The sequence below is a fragment of the Arthrobacter sp. CMU6 genome (assembly GCF_059090205.1).
Genome location: NZ_JBNHFL010000078.1, coordinates 1 through 1,245, shown reverse-complemented (window position 1 = coordinate 1,245; position 1,245 = coordinate 1). Strand labels below are relative to the sequence as shown.

The window sequence follows — 1,245 nt, the reverse complement described above, 5'->3', positions numbered from 1 at the left end:
GGCAAAATCAACTGGTCGGTGCAACGCGGGGGGTTATGCCGCTTGTAGCAGCTGGTTGAGCCGGTTGGCTGGGGTCTCGAGGTTGAGGGTTGGCCGGGGCCGGCGGTTGAGCTTGGCTGCGATGCGGTTGAGGTCATCGGGTGTGTGGACGGAGAGGTCGGAGCCTTTCTCGAACCAGAATCGCAGGAGCCGGTTGGTGTTTTCGTTGGTGCCGCGTTGCCAGGGTGAGTGCGGGTCGCAGAAATACAGTGTGGTCTCGAGGGCGGTTTGGATCCGGGCGTAGTCGGCCAGTTCGGTGCCGCGGTCCCAGGTGATCGAGCGGCGCAGGTGGTCCGGGAGATTACCCATTTCGCGGATCATGGCCCCGGCGACGGTGTCCGCGGTGTGGTCCCCGGGCAGGTGCAGCAGGATGGTGAACCGGGTCGAGCGTTCCACGAGGGTGCCGATCGCGGTCCCGTCACAGCCGATGATGAGGTCGCCTTCCCAGTGTCCGGGCACGGCCCGGTCCTGGACCTCGGCCGGGCGTTCACTGATCGTGAAGGCTTCTTTGTAGGGGCTGCTTTTGGTCCGGTCGGCGGTGTGCGGAACGCGCTGTTTCCGTTTGAGACTGAGCTTTTCGGCCAGGTCTGCCCGCAGTTTCCCGCGGGTCTGGACGTACAGCGCCTGGTAGATCGTCTCGTGGCTCACCTGCATAGTCTGGTCATCGGGGAAGTAAAACGCCAACATCGCCGAAATCAGTTTCGGGCTCCAGCCATCGTCCATCCAGAAAGCGATCAGACGGCAGAGATCCTCGTCCTCGACCAGCTTCAGGGGCTTGGGCCGGCGCCTGGCCTGATGGGCCTTGGCGTGCGCGACCGAGGCCCGATACTCACCTTCGGCGCCGGAGTTGCGCTTCACCTCCCGCCAGACCACGGACTTGTCCCGGCCGATGGCTTCACCGATCTTGGCGTAAGTCATGCCGGCCCGCCTCCCCATCTGAATCATGCCCCGCTCCGTCGCGCTCAACGCACGCCCACCCGGACCGGCCGCGGACGGGGCAGGATCCGCCAGACCACCGATGACCCCCATACTCAACGTCATCTGACCAGACTGGGCCCACCACTTCTTCCCGGTGCCGCGGGACGCTCCGACACGCCGGGCAGCAGCACTGACCGACATGCTGGAGCACACCAGATCGAGAAAATCACCACGGGCACCGAGCGGAAACAACTTCGGCATCGCACGCTCCATCCATCAGAGCGTTGC

At 64.7% G+C, this 1,245-nt stretch carries 1 protein-coding gene; it reads right to left on the bottom strand.

Translation table 11 applies throughout. The features are described 5' to 3' along the window. Nucleotides 1–33: 33 nt before the first annotated feature. Nucleotides 34–1,218, bottom strand: coding sequence for an IS30 family transposase (locus AC5RWD_RS23125; RefSeq protein WP_494022256.1), 1,185 nt, complete (start codon nucleotides 1,216–1,218; stop codon nucleotides 34–36). Nucleotides 1,219–1,245: the final 27 nt, after the last annotated feature.